The sequence below is a fragment of the Lactobacillus sp. B4005 genome (assembly GCF_026536045.1).
Taxonomy (GTDB): domain Bacteria; phylum Bacillota; class Bacilli; order Lactobacillales; family Lactobacillaceae; genus Lactobacillus; species Lactobacillus panisapium.
The window spans coordinates 292,059-310,225 of record NZ_JAFNOZ010000002.1 but is presented as its reverse complement, the minus strand read 5'-3'; the positions used below and the strand labels follow the sequence as shown (position 1 = coordinate 310,225).

General features: G+C 37.6%; 16 protein-coding genes. 12 read left to right on the top strand and 4 right to left on the bottom strand.

Annotated elements, in window-relative coordinates; translation table 11 throughout:
* Positions 1–319 precede the first annotated feature (319 nt).
* The 10 genes from metG to J3U73_RS05870 all read left to right on the top strand — a co-directional run bounded on the left by metG (position 320) and on the right by J3U73_RS05870 (position 10,881).
* Positions 320–2,296, top strand: a complete 1,977-nt coding sequence (metG, locus tag J3U73_RS05915) for a methionine--tRNA ligase (RefSeq protein WP_267409839.1) — start codon at positions 320–322, stop codon at positions 2,294–2,296.
* Positions 2,296–3,063 carry a TatD family hydrolase gene (locus J3U73_RS05910; RefSeq protein WP_103752265.1) on the top strand — a complete coding sequence of 256 codons (768 nt, stop codon included), beginning with the start codon at positions 2,296–2,298 and terminating at the stop codon, positions 3,061–3,063. Before metG ends, J3U73_RS05910 begins: the two co-directional genes overlap by 1 nt.
* Positions 3,050–3,622 carry a ribonuclease M5 gene (gene rnmV, locus J3U73_RS05905; protein WP_267409838.1) on the top strand — a complete coding sequence of 191 codons (573 nt, stop codon included), beginning with the start codon at positions 3,050–3,052 and terminating at the stop codon, positions 3,620–3,622. The genes J3U73_RS05910 and rnmV overlap by 14 nt, the downstream gene beginning before the upstream one ends.
* A complete protein-coding gene (gene rsmA, locus J3U73_RS05900) occupies positions 3,615–4,502 on the top strand; it encodes a 16S rRNA (adenine(1518)-N(6)/adenine(1519)-N(6))-dimethyltransferase RsmA (RefSeq protein ID WP_220232326.1) in 888 nt (295 codons plus the stop codon). Before rnmV ends, rsmA begins: the two co-directional genes overlap by 8 nt.
* 85 nt (positions 4,503–4,587) lie before the next feature.
* Positions 4,588–4,833: a Veg family protein gene (locus J3U73_RS05895; RefSeq protein ID WP_103752268.1), complete on the top strand. Its 246-nt coding sequence runs from the start codon at positions 4,588–4,590 to the stop codon at positions 4,831–4,833.
* 119 nt (positions 4,834–4,952) lie between these two features.
* The gene (purR, locus tag J3U73_RS05890; RefSeq protein WP_103752269.1) at positions 4,953–5,783 is read left to right on the top strand and encodes a pur operon repressor; all 831 of its coding nucleotides are present in this window, start codon (positions 4,953–4,955) and stop codon (positions 5,781–5,783) included.
* Between the two features lie 58 nt (positions 5,784–5,841).
* Positions 5,842–7,227: a bifunctional UDP-N-acetylglucosamine diphosphorylase/glucosamine-1-phosphate N-acetyltransferase GlmU gene (gene glmU, locus J3U73_RS05885; protein ID WP_103752270.1), complete on the top strand. Its 1,386-nt coding sequence runs from the start codon at positions 5,842–5,844 to the stop codon at positions 7,225–7,227.
* A gap of 96 nt (positions 7,228–7,323) precedes the next feature.
* On the top strand, positions 7,324–8,667 hold the full coding sequence (locus J3U73_RS05880) for an MFS transporter (protein WP_220220170.1): 1,344 nt from the start codon (positions 7,324–7,326) through the stop codon (positions 8,665–8,667).
* A gap of 181 nt (positions 8,668–8,848) precedes the next feature.
* Positions 8,849–10,399 carry an SLAP domain-containing protein gene (locus J3U73_RS05875; RefSeq protein WP_220268503.1) on the top strand — a complete coding sequence of 517 codons (1,551 nt, stop codon included), beginning with the start codon at positions 8,849–8,851 and terminating at the stop codon, positions 10,397–10,399.
* An 89-nt stretch (positions 10,400–10,488) separates the two neighbouring features.
* The gene (locus tag J3U73_RS05870; RefSeq protein ID WP_220268502.1) at positions 10,489–10,881 is read left to right on the top strand and encodes a nuclear transport factor 2 family protein; all 393 of its coding nucleotides are present in this window, start codon (positions 10,489–10,491) and stop codon (positions 10,879–10,881) included.
* A gap of 146 nt (positions 10,882–11,027) precedes the next feature.
* Here J3U73_RS05870 and J3U73_RS05865 read toward each other — a convergent pair whose 3' ends face one another.
* From J3U73_RS05865 to J3U73_RS05850, 4 genes are read right to left on the bottom strand one after another with little or no spacing between them, the layout of a single operon-like run.
* A complete protein-coding gene (locus J3U73_RS05865) occupies positions 11,028–11,999 on the bottom strand; it encodes an aldo/keto reductase (RefSeq protein ID WP_220268501.1) in 972 nt (323 codons plus the stop codon).
* Positions 12,000–12,012: 13 nt separating this feature from the next.
* Positions 12,013–12,963 (bottom strand): carbohydrate kinase family protein, encoded by a 951-nt coding sequence (locus J3U73_RS05860; protein ID WP_267392425.1) that lies wholly within the window; start codon positions 12,961–12,963, stop codon positions 12,013–12,015.
* A gap of 9 nt (positions 12,964–12,972) precedes the next feature.
* Positions 12,973–14,025 carry an NAD(P)-dependent alcohol dehydrogenase gene (locus tag J3U73_RS05855; protein ID WP_220268499.1) on the bottom strand — a complete coding sequence of 351 codons (1,053 nt, stop codon included), beginning with the start codon at positions 14,023–14,025 and terminating at the stop codon, positions 12,973–12,975.
* Positions 14,018–15,526 (bottom strand): MFS transporter, encoded by a 1,509-nt coding sequence (locus tag J3U73_RS05850; RefSeq protein WP_220268498.1) that lies wholly within the window; start codon positions 15,524–15,526, stop codon positions 14,018–14,020. The genes J3U73_RS05855 and J3U73_RS05850 overlap by 8 nt, the downstream gene beginning before the upstream one ends.
* 165 nt (positions 15,527–15,691) lie before the next feature.
* Here J3U73_RS05850 and J3U73_RS05845 point away from each other — a divergent pair, with 165 nt between their 5' ends.
* Both J3U73_RS05845 and J3U73_RS05840 read left to right on the top strand, forming a co-directional pair.
* Positions 15,692–17,053: an MFS transporter gene (locus J3U73_RS05845; RefSeq protein WP_267392424.1), complete on the top strand. Its 1,362-nt coding sequence runs from the start codon at positions 15,692–15,694 to the stop codon at positions 17,051–17,053.
* Entirely contained in the window at positions 17,031–18,149 is a 1,119-nt protein-coding gene (locus J3U73_RS05840) for a zinc-binding dehydrogenase (protein WP_267409837.1), read from the top strand. The genes J3U73_RS05845 and J3U73_RS05840 overlap by 23 nt, the downstream gene beginning before the upstream one ends.
* Positions 18,150–18,167 lie beyond the last annotated feature (18 nt).

The following is an 18,167-nucleotide window of genomic DNA, read 5'->3' as shown; positions in this document are numbered from 1 at the left end:
AGCTATACTTACCTAAAAAAGTCTGCTAAAAAGTAGAAAAAAGCCTTTAGTTACAGGGGATTTAATATTCAGTCCTGTGTCTTAGTGGTAAAGAAGCGCACTTTTTAATTAAAGAATTTTCAGGTTATTTCTTAAAGCTGCGTCTTCCAAGCGCAGAGAGCTTGTTAGGACCAAGTACTAAGCAAAAGGGAAAAAAGCAGGCTATTTTAAGCAAATTACGTTATGAAATAGTAAAAAAGAGAACTCCGTAAGGAATTCTCTTTTTTATTGATGTAGTATAATATAATGAAATTAAACGAATCTTAAGGAGAAAATGAACATGGCTGATAAAAAAACTTTTTATATTACAACCCCAATCTACTATCCGTCTGGTCGTCTAACAATTGGTAATGCATACACAACAATTGCGGCTGATGTAATGGCACGCTACAAGCGTAGTCAGGGTTACGATACTTTCTTTTTAACCGGTACCGATGAACACGGCTTAAAAATTGAACAAAAAGCTGAAAAACAAGGTATTAAACCCCAAGAGTTTGTCGACAAGATGGTTAAAACATACAAAAAGTTATGGAAAAGCCTAGATATCTCATATGACAAATTTATTCGAACTACTGACGAAGAGCACGTTAAGGGTGTTCAAAAGATTTTTGAACAGCTTTTAAAGCAAGGCGATATTTATCTTGGTGAATACACTGGCTGGTATTCAGTTGAAGATGAAGAATACTTTACAGAATCGCAATTGGCCGAAGTCTATAAAGATGACACAGGCAATGTAATTGGTGGTAAGGCACCATCTGGCCATGAAGTGCAATTAGTTAAAGAGCCATCATATTTCTTCAAGATGAGCAAGTACGCTGATAGACTTTACCAGTATTATCAAGATCATCCTGATTTCATTTTGCCTCATTCACGTGAAAAGGAAATGGTTAATAACTTTATTAAACCAGGCCTTGAAGATCTTTCCGTCACGCGGACAACTGTTTCTTGGGGAATTCCTGTGCCAAGTGATCCTAAGCACGTGGTTTATGTTTGGATTGACGCGTTGTCCAACTATATTACTGCATTAGGGTATGGCTCTGATGACGATTCTTTATTTAAGAAATACTGGCCCGCTGATGTTCATCTTGTAGGTAAAGAGATTGTTCGCTTCCATACAATCTACTGGCCAATTATGTTGATGGCATTAGGATTGCCACTACCAAAGCACATTATTGGTCATGGTTGGGTATTGATGAAAGACGGTAAAATGTCCAAGTCTAAGGGCAATGCCGTTTACCCAGAATCAATCATTAACCGTTATGGTGTTGACGCTTTGCGCTACTACTTAATGCGCGCATTGCCATTTGGTGCAGATGGTATTTTTACTCCAGAAGATTTCGTTGAGAGAGTTAACTATGATTTAGCTAATGATTTAGGCAACTTATTAAACAGAACGGTATCTATGATCAATCAGTATCAAGATGGCAAGGTTAGCCCAATTGCATCAGAGCAAGATGAATTAGGTCAAGATCTAATTAAAGTTGCTAACAACGTAATCACTGATTATCTGAAGAAAATGGATACACTTCACTTCACTCAAGCCATTGAAGATATCTGGCAACTAGTTAGTCGCGCTAATAAATATATTGATGAAACGATGCCTTGGGCCTTGAATAAAGAAGGTAAAAAGGACGATTTAGCGCGTGTAATGACCAACCTGGCTGAAAGCTTGCGGATTATTGCGTTATTGATTGCGCCAATTATGACTAGAACACCAGTAGAAATGTTTAAGCAACTTGGTCTTGACTGGAATAATGAGGACCAAAAGAAGCTTAGCTTTGGTGATTTTGACTGGAACGTGCAAGTTACAGAAAAGCCAGAACCAATTTATCCACGCTTAAAGCCTGAAGAAGAAATTAAGTATATTCAAGATGAAATGGCAAAGGCTAAGCCAAAAAAGCAAAGCCGGAGTGAAAAAGAACAAGGACCTGAAATCACGATTGATGATTTTGATAAAGTTAAGATCCAAGTTGGTAAAATTTTAGCAGTTGAGCCAGTTCAAGGTTCAAGCAAATTGCTGCAATTCCAATTGGATTTTGGTAATGGTGATGAGCGGCAAATTCTGAGCGGCATTCGGAAATATTACCCTAATGCAAGTGAATTATTAGGTAAAAAAGTTTTGGCTGTGACTAATTTAAAGCCACGCAAGATGTTAGGTCATCTGAGCCAAGGAATGCTGCTTTCAAGCGAAAAGAATGGTCAAGTCAAATTGGCACTAGTTGGCGATGAACATGAAATTGGGGCAGATTTAGCTTAATGGAATTAATTGATAACCATACGCATTTGCAGGATGAGCCCTTTCGGGGAAAAGAAGAATTTTACCTTGATCGTGCGCAAAAGTTAGGTGTAACTAAACTAATTTGCGTCGGGCAAGATCCGGATTTTAATAAGCGTGCGATTGACCTCAGTCAGCGCTTTAGCCAAGTGTATGCAATGGTGGGCTACTGCCCCGATGTAGCTAAGGATTACAATCAAGAAGCTGAAGACCAATTAATCGAGCAGCTGCAAATACCTGGTGTTGTTGCAATGGGAGAAATCGGCCTTGATTATTATTGGGATGAATCTCCGCGCCAAAAGCAGCGTGAAGTGTTTGCTCGTCAAATTGAGGTTGCCCACGAATTGAAGAAGCCCGTAGACATCCATACAAGGGATGCGTTTGCTGATTGTTATGATATTTTAAAAAATAGCAATCTGGAATACGGTGCAGTTCTCCATAGCTTTAACGGCGATTCATCGTGGCTAGCAAAGTTTTTGGACTTAAATGTTTGTTTCTCATATTCGGGTGTTGTTTCGTTTACCAAGGCAACCGAGGTTCATGAGGCGGCCAAAAATACGCCGCTCGACCGTTTGCTAGTAGAAACCGATGCACCATTTCTAACGCCTAAGCCTTACCGTGGCCGTCAAAACGAGCCGGGTAATGTCTACTATGTAGCAAAAGCAATTGCGCAGCTTAAAAATATTTCGTTAGAAGAAGTTGCAGAAGCCACGTACACAAATACAATGAGGGTTTATGGTCTTAAATAAAAAACAATTTAATGCTGTTGTGGTCGTTGAGGGCAAAGATGATACGATTCGCTTAAACCAATTTTTTCCTGGGATCGAAACAATTGAAACCAACGGTTCAGATGTTCCTGAGGCGGTTTTAACAGAACTGAAGGAATTGGCTAAAAAGCGTGAAATTATTGTGTTAACTGACCCGGATCTCAACGGTGAACGAATTCGGCGGTTAGTGACAGAAGCTGTCCCTAATGCCAAGCAGGCGTTTATCACGCGCAAAGAAGGAGAACCGACTAAGCATGGTCGCGGTAGTTCATTAGGGGTAGAGCATGCTTCAAAACAAGCACTCATGAAGGCCTTGCAGGACTTACATGAAAGCCAAGCTTTACCAAGTGACTTAACTAAAAGCGATTACCAAAGGCTGGGGCTGTCCAGCGGTGTAGATTCTCGCAAATTACGAGAGCAAGTCGGCATAAAATTGCGGGTTGGTTATGGCAATGCCAAGCAGTTCTATAAAAGGCTGCATACCTTTGGTGTGACACTTGCTGAACTTGAGCAGGCAGTTAAGGAGGCAAAAAATGAATAATGAAATTCCAATTGGCTCGTTTGTCAGGACTCAAGCAATTATTAACCGTTATTTCGTCCATGCAAAGAAAAATCTTGGTCAAAACTTTCTGGTTGATTTAGATGCTATTCAGGGCATTGTTCAAGCGGCTGAAATAAAACCTGATGACCAAGTAATTGAAATTGGACCAGGCATTGGTTCGTTGACGGAACAACTATTGTTAGCAGGCGCGAAAGTTTTTGCTTATGAAGTTGACGAGAGCTTGCCTGAAATTTTGCATAATGAGTTACCAGCCAAAGTTAATGGCGCATTGTTGCAGGACCGTTTCAAACTGTTATTAAAAGATATTCTGAAAGCAGATTTTGCTAAGGATCTAAGTGGCTTTTTTGATATGAATAAACCAATCAAAGTAGTCGCAAATTTACCGTACTATATAACAACTCCAATTATTTTCTTTTTAAATCAATCAGACTTAAACTTCACTAGTTTAACCTTAATGATGCAACAGGAAGTAGCCGAGCGTCTTGGCGCTCAGCCTAATAGCAAGGAGTACGGACCACTAACAATTGCTGTTCAAACGCAGATGAGTGTTCGGAATGCTTTAACTGTTAAAAGCAGTTCGTTTATTCCACGTCCGAAGGTTGATTCCTGCGTTGTAGTGCTTAAGCCTTTAGCAGATAAGCCAGATGTTGGCGATGTTAAACACTTTAATTGGGTAGTAAAAATGTGTTTTGCTCAAAGACGAAAAACTTTAAACAATAACTTGAAAAATTTGGTATCTGATAGTGACGAACGTGCCCGAATTATTGCCGCTATCGGAGTAGAACCGCGCATCAGGCCCGAACAATTACAAATTGCCCAATTTATTCAATTGGCAAAGGAAATTCCGGCTGCCGATTGATGAAAGCGACCTTGGGCTGCTCTTAAAAAGAATTGAAAAAATAATAATATTGTGGTAAAATAGGCTCCTAAAGGAGTTGTTATCAGTGCCAACATCTATTACTACCATAAAGCAGAAATTAGATTCACATTTAGGAGATTCTTTAACTGTTGTTGCAAGAGCAGGACGTAAGAAGGTTACCAAGAGACGCGGTGTATTAAAGGAAACATTTCCAGCAGTTTTTGTAGTCGATTTAGACCAAGATCAAAATAACTTTGAACATGTTTCTTACAGTTACACGGATTTGTTAACCAAAAATATTACATTAAAATTTGATGATTCAGCTGAATAAATCAAGTTAGGGTGAAAAAATAATTTTTTGGCATTAACATTGAAAAATGTTAGTGTCTTTTTTTGTGGTTCAGTGTATAGTAGAAACATGTAAAAAACAAACATTGGGGAGGAGATTTTATGAAACGTTCAGAGCGATTAGTTGACATGACTAAATATTTAATGGAGCGACCACACGACTTAATTCCATTACCGTTTTTTGCCAAACGTTATGGTGCCGCTAAATCATCCATTTCTGAAGACTTGGCAATTTTAAAGCATACTTTAGCTGATAACCAGGATGGAATCTTAGAAACTGTAGCAGGTGCTGCTGGTGGTGTTCGCTATGTTCCATTTTGGGGCAAAAAGCATGCGCAACATTACCTGCAGGATTTGGCAACGCGAATTGAGGATCCAGAACGTATTTTAGCTGGAGGCTTTGTTTATCTTTCTGATATTCTGGGCAATCCCCAAGACCTTGAAAAAATTGGCAAGCTGATTGCAACGCGTTACGCTTATGCCGATATAGATGTGGTGATGACAATTGAAACTAAAGGGATTTCACTTGCTCAGGCTGTCGCTCGTTATTTGAACGTTCCGTTTATTATCGCGCGTAAACGCTCGAAGGTGACAGAAGGAGCCACCGTTTCGGTTAATTATATTTCTTCTTCTCTTGATCGCGTGTCTAAAATGGAGTTGCCAACAAGGGTTTTGAAAGAGAACTCAAATGTTTTATTAGTCGATGACTTTATGATGGCTGGTGGTACGCTAACTGGAATGCAGCAACTAGTTAGAGAATTTAACAGTAATATTGCTGGTGTTTGTGTACTATGTGAAGCCGATTTTGAAGATGAAAAACTAATAGAGGGACATCTTTCTTTAGTTAAAATAAAGCGAGTTGACGGTAAAAAGAAAGTAATCCTGGCCGAACCGGGCACGCTTATAGCACATACGGACTTTAACCGCTTTTAGGATAAATGTTATACTAAAAAATAAAGAATTAATCTGAGAATAAAAGAGGCTAAAAGTAATGAAAAAGTTTGTAGTTGTTCTTGCAGCTGGTAAAGGTACAAGGATGAAGTCCCGCCTTTACAAAGTCTTGCACCAAGTATGTGGTAAATCAATGGTTGAACACGTTGTTCAAGCAGCCCAAGCGATTAAGCCTGATAAAATTGTGACGGTCGTTGGTAATGGTGCTCAGGAAGTTGAAAAAGTGCTTGCTGGCAAATCCGAATTCGCCTTACAGAAAAAGCAGTTGGGTACTGGTGACGCCGTTTTAACTGCCGAAAAAGAACTGGCTGATAAAGATGGTGCTACTCTGGTAATTACGGGAGATACCCCGCTTTTTACCAGTGAAACCTTCCAAAAATTATTTGATTACCATCAGAACAAGGGTAATGCAGCTACAGTTTTAACAGCTCAGGCTCCTGATCCTTATGGCTATGGACGAATTATCCGTGATGACCAAGATAACGTGCTGCGAATTGTTGAGCAAAAAGATGGTAGCCCCGAAGATTTAAAGATCAAGGAAATTAACACTGGCGTTTTTTGCTTTGACAATAAACTACTTTTTGATGCATTAAAGCACGTCAATAATCAGAATGCTCAGGGTGAATACTACCTGACTGATGTCTTGGAAATCTTGCGTAATGCCGGCCAAAGAATTGGTGCCTACAGGATGCGTGACTTTAGTGAAAGTATTGGTGTCAACGATCGGATTGCGCTGGCTCAAGCTACTAAAATTATGCAAAAGCGGATTAATCAAATGCACATGGAAAACGGTGTAACGTTTATTGACCCGGATACTGCTTATATTGATGCAGATGTTAAAATCGCTTGTGATACTGTCATTGAAGGTAATGTGGTTATCAAGGGCAATTCAGAAATTGGCAGTGACTGTCTAATTACTTCTGGTTCAAGAATCATTGATTCTAAGATTGGCGATCATGTTACTGTAACTTCATCAACGATTGAGAATTCGGAAATGGCTGCTCATACTGATATCGGACCAAATTCTCATTTACGACCAAATTCACTTATTTGCAAGGGAGCACACATTGGCAACTTTGTGGAAATTAAAAATGCTGAAATTGGTGAAAACTCGAAGGTTGGTCATTTAACATATGTTGGCGACGCAACTTTAGGTAAAGACATTAATGTTGGCTGCGGTACGATTTTTGCTAATTACGATGGTGTTAAAAAGGACCATATTAATGTTGGTGACCGAGCATTTATCGGTTCAGGCTCAACTTTGATTGCGCCAGTAAATATTGCTGATCACGCTTTTGTAGCTGCGGATTCAACGATTACAAAGGATGTTAACAAGTACGACATGGCGATTGCTCGCGGTCGTCAAGTTAACAAAGCAGATTATTGGCACAAATTACCGTTGGCCGATGATCCAAATTGGAAATAACTATAATAGTTAAAGCTTTAGCAAAATTGCTAAAGCTTTTTTAGTTTTTTAAAATTTCTAAGAAAGTGCTATCATGAATAAAAAGGGAGTGAAAAAATGTTTAAATGGATCTTAAAACAACCTGACTCACAGAAAATTGTGCCACCTGAAAAGGTTGCAAGTACGTATAAGTGGCGGCAATTTGGCGTGCTGCTCGCAACTTGTATTGGCTACATTGGTTATTACATTATTCGTTTAGTATTTACAACCGAGCAAAATGATATTATGAAGGCCTATCATTTTTCCACGGCTAACATTGGCTTGATTTTATCCTGCTTTGGCATTGGCTACGGTGTGGCTAAGTTATTCATGGGCGTTTTTGCTGATAAATGCGATTCCAACCGCTACCTGATGGCAGGCCTGTTCTTGTCGGCAGTATTAAATATTTTCTTGGGCTCAACCAAAAACTTATATTTAATGATGCTCTTAATGTTTTTAATGGCCGTAACCCAAGGAATGGGCGCAGCGGCTTGTCAAAAAATGATTCAGCTTTGGTGGGGGCCAAGAATGCGGGGCACAATGTATTCGATCTGGTCTTCTGCCCACAATGCCGGTTCGTTTATCTGCGTTGCCATAGTACAACTGGCGGTCTTTCTTTTTTCTGGCTCGATTCCTGCAGTTTTCTACACCGCCTCGGTTATTTCATTCATAATTTGCATCTTAATCCTGCTGTTAGGAGCTGATCGGCCAAAGGTAGTGGGCTTGCCAGATATTTCAACTTATACCGGTGACAAAGTCATCCTTGATAATGGCCAAGTTTCTACCTCCGATCAAACAGATTTAAGCATCACGCAAATTTTTATTAAATACATTCTGAAAAATAAGCTTGTTTGGGCGGTAACCTTAACATCAATGTCCTTATACCTTGTGCGCTACGGTATTCAAAGTTGGATTCCTTCTTATTTAGTTCAAAATAAGGGTTTTGATCCAGCAGCAGCCAAATGGGTAATTGGTATTTTTGAATTAGCTTCTGTGCCGGGCGTGATTATCATTGGTGCAATTTCTGACGCTTTAAAGGGTCGGCGGGCGACAGTTTCAATTGTCTGTGTAATTGGAATGCTGCTTTGTTTAACCTGCTACTTTTTCAGTAGCAATCACACTGTAATTATTATTGCCCTAATTATCATGGGTAACTTGATTTATGCCCCGCTGACGCTTGTTGGCTTAATGATCAATGAAGTTGTGCCAAAGTTTGCCGTTGGTGCTTCGACGGGATTCATGGGCTTTTTCCAGTACATTTTTGGCGAGACATTGGCGACAGCATTAATTGGTATTTTAGTTGATCATTTTGGCTGGATTGCCAGCAATACCGTGCTTTACGGTGCATCAATAGTAGCAGTGCTGTTTTTGCTTTATACTGCAATTAGTGAGCGGCAAATGCGTAAAAAAGCTGCTGAATAGTTTGTTCTTTTAGCAAAGTAAAGTATAATTATTACAAAAATTGGCGCAATAACTTTTGTTTTTAGTATTTAATTAAGAGTATTAAGAAAAGTTAAGTTATTACCAACTTGATTTATAAAATCTCTTTTTTAGTATACAATTACTGTATTGAGATTGTTTTTTAAAACGAGGTAGATAATAGATGAAACTAAGTCATAAGTTAATGATGGTATCGACTGCTGCACTGATTGGTGTTAGTCCAGTAATAAGTACTAGTCAAGCTGTAACTGTACAAGCTGCCAAAAAGGCAACGGCTAAGAAGAAAACTTCGAAAAAAGGCACAATTAAGTTAAGTCATAATGCATATGTTTATGACAAGGATGGAAAGCGCCTGAAGACTTACATGGGCAGTGCCAAGAATACTAAAATTGTTAAGGGCATTACCTTGAATTACCGTTCAAAGGTTACAATTTCTGGCAAGGACTACTATGACATTGGTAATGGTGCTTTTGTAAAAGCTGCTAACGTTGGCTATGTTGACGGCAAGAAAGTTGGTAAAACAACTCCAGCAGCAAATACAGCTGTAACAGGCAAGATTAAGCACAATGCTTATATCTATGATGCTAAGGGTAAGACCAATAAAAAGAAGATCAAGAAGGGTCAAACCGTAAGCTTTGACCAATCAATTCATATTGGCAAAAAGCTGTACTACAGAATTAGTGGTCAAGATAATCAATTTATCAAGGCAGCTAATGTTGGCAAGCTTTCTGGTAAGTTAAAGCCTGCTGATACTGATAACACACCAAGTGACAATCAAAATGACCCAACTGTTATTACATTGAGCCACAATGCCTACATCTATGATGGTGAAGGCCATTCAACTAAGAAATTGCTTAGAACTGGTCAACAAATTCAAGTTGATAAGTTACAATACATCGGAAGTAAATTATACTACCGGATTAGCGACAGCAATTATCCTGGTACTGATCAATGGGTTAAGAAGAATAATGTAGGTGTAATTACCGGTAAGCAATTAAAACCAGCAAATTCTAAGCCAGAACAAGATCCTAACTCTACTCTTGTAACTCTTGCTCGTGATGCTAATGTTTACAACGATAAAGGTGTTCTTCAAACTACCAAGACGTTTGCTAAGGGTCACACTGCTCGGGTAAGCGAACTGCGTTATATTTGGGTTGAAGCTGAAAATAAGGCTGTCTTGTTCTACAAGTTGCAAAGCGATAAGAATGGCTTTATTAAAGAAGACGATGTTAGCACAATCAGTGGTCAAAAACTGACGCCAGTGAATACACCGGAATCAGCTAAAAACGCCACTGTAAATGCTGCTGCCTCCGATAAAAAGGCTTTGCAAGATCTTTTAAACCAAGATGCAACGGTTAAGGCAAGTGACGCTTACAAGCTTTCAGCTAAGTCACTTCGCGATGCTTACGATGCTGCAATTACCACTGGTAACCAAATTAATTCTGCTGGTTCAACTATTGCGCAAGTTAATGATGCGGTAAGTAAAATTAATACTGCAAAAGCAGCTCTTAACGGTAAAAAAGTTGTAGTTGCTGATTTAAAGAACTTAACTAGTACTGAAGCTGACCAAATTGTGCAATTAATTGCAACTGTTAATGGGGTAGACAAGAGTGCTATTCAGTTTAGTAACAACAACACAGTTTTAACAATTACTAGTACAAATGGTTTCCAACAAGTTTTGAACATTTCTGATTATGCAACTACTAACAAGTAGTCACGTATAAAAATAGAAGGCGACGCCGAATAGGTGCCGCCTTTTTTTCTAAGGTAAATTGCAGTAATAAATAAAAAAGGATATGCGCTATGACTAAAGAGCAGATTGTGAATGCAAAGGAGCAAATTATCAGAGATTATTTTGATTCCTGGGTTAAGAAAGATTTTTCCAAGCTTGATCAATGGTTTGAACAAGACATGTTCTACCGTGAGTGTTACGGAGCTACTTACCAAGGTCTAGCTGAACTTAAAGCATATATTAAAGTGGCGGCCCAGAAACAGACGGTCTTAAAGTGGACAATTTTTAAGATCGAACAAACCACCTCGGGTCAATTTGTTGTTACGTGGTTTTTCCAAGCAAGAGAGGAAAAGGAATACTGTTTTGATGGTGTGTCCCTGATCGATTTTTCTGGACTAAAGATCAAAAGGGTAGTGGAATATTCAACTGAACACAAAACTTATCGACCTTATCAAACCGAATAACAAAGAAAAGCATCCCTAAAATAAATTCGATTATGGATTGGGATGCTTTTTACTATCTTTTTTTGTTTCCTGAACTAATAATAATTTTGATTCAGAGAGTTAATTTTTTAAGAATTGATTATACAGTAGTTAACTAAAGCAACTTTTTAATTATCCAAAGCCTCAGCCATCTTTCTCATTCGTGCGAGATCATTTGGCTCAATTTTAATATTCATTGCTTTACTGTTTTCATCTAATTGATCAAGGGATGTAGATCCACTCAACACATTAACGTTTTCGCTTTGGTTAAGAACCCAGGCAATGGCTAAGTTAGCTAACGTACAATTGTACTTCTGGCATAAAGGTTGCCAAGCGTCAAGCATGTCATCAACTTTTACTAAATTTTCGGGTTTAAACCACTTTTTGCCATTTCGTGCAGAACCTTTAGGCGGTACATAGTCACGTGGCACTGAGCCTGATAAGATACCCATTGACAGTGGTGAGTAAGCTTCTAAAACAATATTATTTTCTTTGCAAAGTGGTAGCAAGTCTTTTTCAACTTCCCGATCAAGGATACTATAACGGCATTGTATAATATCAAGTTGACCGTATTTAAGATATTCTCGCACATCATTAGCGTTAACATTTGCCGCACCAATTCCGCGAATTATTCCCTTCTCCTTTAATTCCATCAAATATCTCATGGTTTCTGAAATTGGTGTTTTATAAGGCTCAACTGATTGCCAGTGAGTCATATAGACATCAATATAATCAGTTTGCAGTCTCTTTAATGTATCGAATAATTCCAAAGAAATTGATTCAGGAGACAAGTTTTTATATAAGGATCGTTCCCCAACTTTATTAAAGAAAGCCCCTTGTCTTTCCCAAGTTATTCCACATTTAGTAATAATAGTGTATTTCTCCCTATTTTCTTTGATAGCTTCTCCAACTAACTTCTCACTTTCGCCGAAATTATAACCTGGTGCAGTATCAATCAAATTAATACCATATTTTAATGCTCCCCTTATTGTCTCTATGGCTGATTGATGGTTGTTATAGTCTGTAAACGCTGGCCCTCCACCTAGTGCCCAAGTGCCTAATCCAATACGTGAAACTTGCATATTGTCTCCTAATTTCATATTTTGTAACTCCTTATCTTTTACGTTTTGTTATTAACTGTTCAGCTTGGTCTTTATTTTTCAAACCATTTATTGCACCTAGCTCTCTTACTGAAATAGAGGCGACTGCGTTGCCAAATAGTGCGCAATTTTCAAAGCTTTCACCTTCAACTAGTTTAGATATAAAACCTGCTGCAAAATTGTCTCCGGCTCCAGTAGTATCAATGTCAAATTTGGATGGCACTTTAAATGAAGGAATAAACTTCATTAAATACTTGTTTTTGATAAAGCAACCTTGATCTCCTGTCTTGATAATGATATTTTTAACGCCTAATTTAAGCAGTAGGTTGGCTTGGTTTTCAAGGCCGGTTAAACCAGTTAGATGGGCAGCCTCTTTGTCGTTCGGAAAGAAGTAATCGATGTAAGGTAGAATATATTTAATATCATCGATTGTTTCGCCCAAACGGGGTGCATCAATGTCTGCACAGATAAGCATATTTTCTTTTTTTGCTTGTTTAAAAATCTTGAGGATGACTTGGTCATCAATTAACGGGTTATTGAAGATACTTGCCATAGACAGAATTTTACTGTTATTAATTGAACTAAAATCAATGTCTGTTTCGTCCATCTTCCACAAACTGCCATTCTTATTTGTAATAAAGGTTCTTTGGCCATCAGGCTTTACTAGTCCAACATTAATTGAAGTTGTTAGTCGAGAATCAATCTTTAAATTAGAAATGTCGACCTTATTTTTTTTAGCCATCTTGATAACATAGTGTCCAGCAACATCATCGCCCACAGCGCTAACCAATGAAACTTTTTTGCCCAATCTGGAGATAATGATCGCCTCATTGATAGCATCGCCACCAATTTTCATGGATATATCTTCGATTGGCGCTGAAACCTCATCCAGTATCTTGGGTGTAATTGGGAATAAAGGAATATCAACTAAAGCAGTTCCTACACAAATTACGTCTTGTGACATTTTTTCACCTTACCTGTATGACTTGTCGACTATCACTACGCTTTTAATAAAATCGCTCTTGTGTTGGGTTGCAAATTCGAATGCTTTTTGGATATCGTTATATACAAAGTACTTATCAACAATGGACATAACATTGAATTTTCCACTTGCAATCATTTTGATAGTCTTAGGATAGTCATTAACGTATCTAAAAAGGGTATGAATTGTTACTTCACGGTTTATTTTGAGAAATTCAACTGGTGTGGTTCCGGGAATCGTTCCCAGAATGAAAAATGTTCCAGTGTTTTTGACAACTTTTAGCCCAATTTGAGCCGTTGCATTACTTCCCGCACATTCGTAAACAAAGTCGGCACCAATTTTACCCACAACTGACTTAATTTCACTGACGATATTTTTGTCTTTACCGTTGAAAGTGGCATTTGCACCTAGTTCTTTAGCCTTCATCAGACGATTTTCCATAACATCGATAACTACAACTTTAGCTGCACCAGCAATTTTTACGGCCATGGTGGTTAACAATCCCTCAGCACCTGCACCTAAAATGATTACAGTTTTGCCAAGTAAATTACCAGCTGATTCTGCAGCATGAATAGCAACTGATGCAGGTTCAGTCATTGCGCCTTCAACTAAGCTCATATTGTCAGGTAGATGGTATGTCCATTCTGCTGGGTGATTTATATAGTTTGTAAGCGAACCTTTATAATTAGGTGCTGTTGCTAAGAAATCAACATTTGGACAAACATTATAGTGCCCAGATAGGCAAAAATCACATGTTCCATCAGGTACCCCAGGTTCAATAGCAACTCTATCACCAACCTTAAAATTTTTAACCTTTTTGCCAACTTTCGAAATTATTCCAGCTGTTTCGTGCCCCAAACCTATTTCTTGTTTTGGATCCTTAGGTGGTAAATACGGGCCATCGGTAAACCCGTGCATATCCGACCCACAAATGCTCACGTCGCAGACTTTAACTTGCACCTCATTATCCTTAGGGTCACCAATCTCTGAATCCTTGATTATCATTTGGCCTGGTTCTTTAAGAACAGCTTTTGTATTATGCATGATTAACCTCCTTGTTAGTTTTTAAATTAATAGAACTGTCAATTTCATTAATAGTTTTTTTTCTGGTTTCAATTCCAAATAAGAAAATAATTAATGCACAAAGACCTAATAAAACACCTAATGTGATAAAAACAGCCATAACGCCAAAATCAGTTAAAAGCCAGGCAATTAAATATGGAGAAGTAATAGCAACAAAGCGACCAATTGCGTTTGATATACCAAGTCCGCGCATTTTGACTTGCGTAGGCCAAAGTTCTGTAGCATATACAGCAGAAGAGAAACTGTTATAAATGTAAAGAATGAAAATCATTAGAAAACCAATGACTAAAATATTAGTTTCACTTCTTTGCTGCGCATAAATATACCCCAAAATAGCGATAGCAATAATAAAAATTCCGCCAAACCATTTTCTAGGTAAAAATTCCATAATTAATGTTGATGCAAAAGTTCCTACTGGAGCGGCGATGATCATAATAGTCGTCATTAATAAAGATTTAGTAACAGTTATGCCATTATTCACAAAAATTGTTGGAATCCAATTATTAATGGTGTATAAGGCTAAGTTCATTGCTATTAGTGTGACGGAGCAAACCAAAGTTCTTCTACCTAGAGCACCATAAAAGAAATATTTTAACGGAATGTTGACTTTCCTTTGGTTTTCAATTGGCGTAGTCAATTTTTCTTTTGGTATGTTTATTTTGTGTCCCTGTTCTTTTTCTACTTTGTTTACTATTTCCTTAATTAAATGTTCACCTTCTTTTTTATAACCATTTTGCAATAACCAGTGAGGCGATTCTCGAAAAAATCGATAAAAGAAGACGAAAGAAATAAAACCACAAACAGAACAAATTATAAAAACAGATCTCCATCCGGTTGTAGGGATTGCTAGCAAACAAACTATCGAAGCAATTAACGGTGAAAGATTACCGAAGCAGGATAGCATAGCCTGCCATTTGCCTCTAAATTTAGCTGGAATTAGTTCAGTAAAAGAGCCATAACCTAATTCGATTCCTGCTCCCATACCAATACCCATTAGTCCTCTGCAAATAATCAAAAAAACCATATTTGGTGAAAAAGCTGCTAATAATGAAAAGCTCGTAAAGATAATGATTGCTATTTCATTTGAAAGTTTTCTACCTAATTTATCACCGAGCCAACCGCCAAATAGTGATCCAATAAAGAATCCAGTCATCATGACTGACGAAAAAGCTGCATTCAAATAATTATTAGACCAACCTTTATGAACCAAATCAGCTAGAATTGAATTTCCAGAAGAATTGAGAACACCGTTGATTTGTAAACCAAATCCTAAAATAAAGAAATTCTCTAGATGCCACCGTGAGAAAGGTAAATTATCTAGAACTAGTTCGGAACTATATCCATTATTCATTTCTATCCTCTTTTCGTATTTTTTGAAATCGCTAACATTATGGTACAACAAAAAATGTTGTTTTGAAACATAAAATGTAAAAAAAGAATGCAAAATAAAATAATAAGGCAAACTGTTCTGCAATAAATGCTGATAAAACAACACTTTAATAAATAATTAATGTATTAAACGAAAACAAAAAATAAAAATAATATTGACTTTTGACATTTTTAGCCTAGTATAAAAGTTGAGTCATGACTCAAATAGTAATAAGGACTTTCTAATAAGGAGGTCAAAATGGAAAATGGAAAAATACCTCATGCGGGATCCAGACTGGATAGACTTCCAACAAGTAAATTTCATTGGAAAATATTTCTCATTGTAGGATTTGCGCTATTAACATGCTGGAGCAATGCAATTGGTGGACTAGTTTTGGCACAGTTAAAAACCATCGGCTGGACTAATAATAATTTAACTGCTTTGTTCACTTCTTTAAGTACTGCAGGAATGTTTTTTGGAGCTTTGCTAGGTGGTTATGTAGGAGATAGATCAGGTAGAAAGAAAACATTTTTGTTTTTTGAGGTGATGCATATATTAACAATGATAATTGCAGCTGCGTCTCCGAATATGAGTTTCTTGATGTTTGACCGCTTTTTTATGGGTATAGCTTTAGGTGCACTGTTAACAATTCTTTTTGCTAGCTTTACTGAATATATGCCTTCAAGAAGTAGAGGTACTTGGTCATCACGTGTTTCTTTTATTGGAAACTGGTCATATCCAGTATGTTCAGTAATTGCAATGTTTTTAACGGAAACAGTTGCCCCCGATATGAATTGGCGTTTGCAATTCATAATTCCGGCTGTTCTGTCCAGCCTCATTTCTTGTGTTGCATGGAAGGTCTTTCCCGAGAGTCCTAGATGGTTAGAATCTAAGGGACGCTATAATGAAGCGACAAAAGTGTTAACTAGCATTGAAAATGAAGTAATTAAAGAAACTCATAGTAATTTGCCCAGTGCCAAGAAAGAAAATGTGAATATTAAACAGAATATTTCTTATTCTGAACTATTTAAAGGTGACCTTTTGAAGAGAGTTGTTTTAGGTTCCTTTTCGTTAATTGCAATGAACGTTACGCAATATACTTTGATAAATTGGCTACCAACAATGTTTTTAACACAAGGAATTAATATTAAAAATTCTGTTTTTCTCAATACCATGAATATGTTTGGGGCACCTGTAGGCATATTTATAGCCACTTTAATAATGGATAAAATTCCACGAAAAGCAATGGGAATAGGCTTATTGAGCATTATGGCTATTTTAGGCTATATTTATTCATTACAAAAAGGAATGCTAATGATTTCAATTTTAGGCTTCTTTTTAATGATCTCAGTCTATATGTTTGTTTGTTATGCCTCAGCAGTGTATGTTCCTGAAATTTGGCCGACAAATGCAAAATTACGAGGGTCAGGTATATGTAATGCAATAGGTAGAATTAGTGGAATTATTGTTCCGTTCGTAGTTGCTAAATTATTAGATACAGTTGGTGTTACCGGTGTTTTTATACTACTTGGTGTTACTTGTTTAATTACTGCTCTTATGATTGGAATTTTTGGGATTGAAACCAGAGGAAAATCTGTTGAAGAAATTGGTTCAATATAAAGGAAAGAAGGTAAATGATATGAAAGCATTAGCTCGCTATGGTAAGCCATTTGGTGGCTATAAAATGATTGATGTACCGGTGCCTGAAGTGGGTCCGGAAGATGTTTTAATTGAGATTAAGGCTGCAACAATTTGCGGCGCGGATATGAAACATTATAAAGTTGATAATGGATCAAAAGATTTTAACTCTATTCGTGGACATGAATTTGCGGGTGATGTTGTTAAAGTTGGAAGCAAGGTTACTGACTGGAAAGTTGGCGATAGAGTAGTTTCTGACAATACTGGTCATGTTTGTGGATTGTGTCCCGCTTGTGATGAGGGTGATTTCTTACTTTGTCCACATAAAATCAACTTAGGTTTAGATAATAATCACTGGGGTGGCGGCTTTACAAAATACTGCTTAGTTCCTGGTGAAATTTTGCGTATTCACAAACATGCACTTTGGAGAATTCCAGATAATGTCAAATATGAAGAGGCAAGTTGTCTTGATCCTATTAGTAATGCTTATAAAGCAGTAGCTGAACAATCCGGATTAAAACCTGGCGATGATGTGGTAGTGTTTGGTACGGGCCCTTTAGGTCTTTTTTCAGTACAGATAGCTAAACTAATAGGTGCTTTGAAGATAGTCGTGGTTGGCCTTGATGCAGATACCAAATATCGTTTTGATATAGCTAAGAAATTGGGGGCTACGGACTGCGTTAACGGTTCCAAAGAAGATGTATTGAAGCGCTGCAAGGAAATAATTGGAGAAGAGAACCTGGGCACTGTTATTGAATGTTCTGGAGCAATGGTAGCCTTACATCAATCTATTGAAATGGTTTGCCCAAATGCAACAATTGTACGTGTGGGTATGGGATATAAATCATTTAATTACCCAATTAACCGTATTACTGAGTGGAACATTGATATTAAAGGGCATCAAGCCTATAGTTCATCAACTTGGCGTCGGACGACAAAATTGTTGGCTGCTCATAAGGTCGATGTTGAATCAATGATTACCCATAGATATGGTCTTTCAGAGTGGCAGAAGGGCTTTGATGCTATGGCTGACAAGTCAGCTATAAAAGTTGTATTTCATTATGATTTTGATGATTAAATTTTGGGAGATTGAATA

Bases quoted from the DNA above. Each gene is read 5' to 3' on its own strand.
- metG (WP_267409839.1), top strand. From the start codon at position 320: ATGGCTGATAAAAAAACTTTTTATATTACAACCCCAATCTACTATCCG.
- J3U73_RS05910 (WP_103752265.1), top strand. From the start codon at position 2,296: ATGGAATTAATTGATAACCATACGCATTTGCAGGATGAGCCCTTTCGG.
- rnmV (WP_267409838.1), top strand. From the start codon at position 3,050: ATGGTCTTAAATAAAAAACAATTTAATGCTGTTGTGGTCGTTGAGGGC.
- rsmA (WP_220232326.1), top strand. From the start codon at position 3,615: ATGAATAATGAAATTCCAATTGGCTCGTTTGTCAGGACTCAAGCAATT.
- purR (WP_103752269.1), top strand. From the start codon at position 4,953: ATGAAACGTTCAGAGCGATTAGTTGACATGACTAAATATTTAATGGAG.
- glmU (WP_103752270.1), top strand. From the start codon at position 5,842: ATGAAAAAGTTTGTAGTTGTTCTTGCAGCTGGTAAAGGTACAAGGATG.
- J3U73_RS05880 (WP_220220170.1), top strand. From the start codon at position 7,324: ATGTTTAAATGGATCTTAAAACAACCTGACTCACAGAAAATTGTGCCA.
- J3U73_RS05875 (WP_220268503.1), top strand. From the start codon at position 8,849: ATGAAACTAAGTCATAAGTTAATGATGGTATCGACTGCTGCACTGATT.
- J3U73_RS05870 (WP_220268502.1), top strand. From the start codon at position 10,489: ATGACTAAAGAGCAGATTGTGAATGCAAAGGAGCAAATTATCAGAGAT.
- J3U73_RS05865 (WP_220268501.1), bottom strand. From the start codon at position 11,999: ATGAAATTAGGAGACAATATGCAAGTTTCACGTATTGGATTAGGCACT.
- J3U73_RS05860 (WP_267392425.1), bottom strand. From the start codon at position 12,963: ATGTCACAAGACGTAATTTGTGTAGGAACTGCTTTAGTTGATATTCCT.
- J3U73_RS05855 (WP_220268499.1), bottom strand. From the start codon at position 14,025: ATGCATAATACAAAAGCTGTTCTTAAAGAACCAGGCCAAATGATAATC.
- J3U73_RS05845 (WP_267392424.1), top strand. From the start codon at position 15,692: ATGGAAAATGGAAAAATACCTCATGCGGGATCCAGACTGGATAGACTT.